The organism is Sodalinema sp., from assembly GCF_046483825.1.
In the GTDB taxonomy this organism is placed as follows: Bacteria; Cyanobacteriota; Cyanobacteriia; order Cyanobacteriales; family Geitlerinemataceae; genus Sodalinema.
Genome location: NZ_JAWOCL010000102.1, coordinates 1 through 2,646, shown reverse-complemented (window position 1 = coordinate 2,646; position 2,646 = coordinate 1). Strand labels below are relative to the sequence as shown.

Annotated in this window: 1 protein-coding gene and 2 pseudogenes; all 3 read right to left on the bottom strand. The window is 52.0% G+C overall.

Annotated features, from left to right (window positions below):
* Positions 1-275, bottom strand: a pseudogene (locus R6U67_RS06620) (Uma2 family endonuclease); the annotation flags it as partial.
* 432 nt (positions 276-707) lie between these two features.
* A complete protein-coding gene (locus tag R6U67_RS06615; protein WP_410251807.1) occupies positions 708-1,400 on the bottom strand; it encodes a Uma2 family endonuclease in 693 nt (230 codons plus the stop codon).
* A gap of 122 nt (positions 1,401-1,522) precedes the next feature.
* A pseudogene (locus R6U67_RS06610) lies at positions 1,523-2,646 on the bottom strand (phosphoketolase); the annotation flags it as partial.

The following is a 2,646-nucleotide window of genomic DNA, read 5'->3' as shown; positions in this document are numbered from 1 at the left end:
TCTGCGGTTTTGCGGAAGGAACAGTTATCTAACACCGTGAAAGGAATCCCTTTTAGGATGCCATAAAGATTGATGGCTAAGGCGATAATTCCATGGGTATTACCATGATCGAAGCTGATGGGGAGTTGCATATCGACTTGCATTCGTCCATGAGTATAATAGCCCTTGGACTTGACCTGGGAGGAGTTTTTTAAGGCACGCAGGTACTCATCCCAGGTGGCCGGAACCCAGGTTTTATCGATACTCCGAATAGGATTTAGACTGAGGCTCATCATTCCGGCGTCAGTTTGAACATCCTTTAAGTTTAGCTAGGGTTTTCAGGGATGGCAAGGGGGAAAAAGGCAAAGGGAAACTATCATTGAGTAGATTGACTCACTCTCCTAACTGAGATGCACCCCATTGAACGCCGTTCGCCCCTACAATCTGGTGTTCCATGCAACCAATCTCACTCGATATCCTGAACAGCCATCAAGACGCTGAGGGGTTGACTGATTGGCCTCAAAGTCAGAGACCGGGTTTCTTGGAGAAACTCGGTCTCTTAATGGGCGGGTTCTCGTTACGGGTCTTCTGGGTTTAAGGTGATAAGGAAAATTTATGGCAGATTACACCGGTTGCCGTAGGGGCGAAAAATTTTTCGCCCCTACAATTTTGTATGCCATGCAACAAACCCCACCCTCGATCCAGAAGACCCCTCGTTACTCATTCAATTAGAGTTGTTCTGGGTCGATTCCCAATTCCTCTAGCTTAGCCCTCAGTTTGACATTGATTTGACGTTCACTCTCCGCCGCCTCTTCCGGCGTGGGAACCAGAGTTCCCTGGGGAGTAAAAAAGCGCAAACGCTCCTCATGCACCCCTAAATATAACCCCAACTGCTGACTCCAACGCCATCCCGACTCATTCGCTTCGAGAGGATGATAGAGGCCATCGAGTAAATGAAACCCTTGAAACTCCAAACTTTGAGGGTCGAACCAAAAATAATCCGGGGTTCTAAAAATATCTTGATAAATCTGTTTCTTGAGTCCGCGATCGCTGTTTGCCGTGCTGTCCGATAAAAGTTCAATAATCAGATTAGGATATTTCCCATTTTCCTCCCAAACCACCCAACTGCGGCGAGGCTGGTTAGACGTATCACGCACCACAAAGAAATCGGGACCTCGGAACAATTCCGATTTCAACTGACGGGGACTATAGTACACCGTGAGATTCCCCGCACAGAAATAATCCTGACGGTCTCTCCAAACCCAGTTAAGACAACTGATCAAAAGCAGGAGTTGTTGAAGATGTAGAGAACTTTCCAAGGGAGGCTCATCACTGGGGAGGTCACTGGGAGGAAACACAATCTCGTCAGCCGAAACCGTATCAGCAGCCGTCTGCGACAAGTCAGAGAGGGAAGCAGACATCACAGTGAGGGAAAAATGAACTGCTCTGAGTCTAACATAGCCCCCTCCAGACGCCGCCAACCCCGTCCCTCCCAGACGGGTGAGTGGAGATACCCCCAACTCACCCGAGAGTGACCTGAACCTTAACCCAGCAACTCCGCAGCCCGTTTCGCCAAATTCTCCGAGGTAATGCCATTAATCGCCATCACCGCACCCGCACTGGCTGCCGTGTCACCCCGTTTCCAGGCAAACACATCCCGAGGGCTATTACTGCGTAACATCACCGGTTCCAACATGGCACTAGACCCGCCTGTGACCGCCAACAGAGCATCGCCGTCAAACATTTGGGCAAAACTGGCATCATCGACGAAACCGCCATCCTTCTGACTCGACATCTCCCAAGCCACATCGGAGGAGCGATAGAGACGGCGGGGACTCACCACCGCCACAATTTTGCTGCCAATGCCTTGCTCTTGCAACTGTTGGGCCGCTTCAACCACCGGCAACAGGACCATATCCCCCAACACCGCAAAGACCACCGTTTTCTCGCCGGGAGTCTCTTGCAAGACCACCGCCCCATCCTGCAACGCCTGACGGGTTTGGGCGAAGGTGGTGCGAATCGGGAGGGGGGACTTACTGGCGGTAATGGTAATCCCTTTATTCTTCTGTCCCACAGCCCACTCATAACAGGCTTGAATACTATTAGCATCCACCGGGAAGAGGGGGAACACGTTGCCATTGCGCATCATGGCGGCAAAATAGTTTTCAATCTCAGGCCGTTGGTGGGTCCAGCCATTACGTCCCTGTTCCAAGGCCCCCGCCGTAAATAGGGTAATCGTGGCTGGGGTGGGACGGCGCAATTCTGCCATGGCTTGGGTCACGGTTTGCCAAATGGGGAGACCATTCACCACAAAGGACTCATAGGAACACCACAGGGTCCGTCCGCCAAATAGGGCTTGTCCGGCGGCTAAGCCAGCACAAGCGTCTTCGCTGAGGGGTTCATAGACTTGACCCCCCGGCTTTTGAAAATAGGTGTCGTCGGGGGTGGGGTGAATGATGTTGAGGGCAATATTGATATTGTTAATCCCTGAGGCCGCATTTCCGTCGGCGTTGGTGACGACGAAATCGGGGTCCTGTTTACCCACATAGCCGACGAGTTCCCCCATGGCGGTGGTGGCCACCTGTTTATCGCCGCCGACGGGAAACTCATTCAGGGGCAGAGTTCCTAAATCGGGTAAGTCCCGTTCAAACTCGGTGACGACGGTTT

Excerpts from the sequence above, each read along its gene's own strand:
- R6U67_RS06615 (WP_410251807.1), bottom strand. The coding sequence starts at position 1,400 with ATGTCTGCTTCCCTCTCTGACTTGTCGCAGACGGCTGCTGATACGGTT.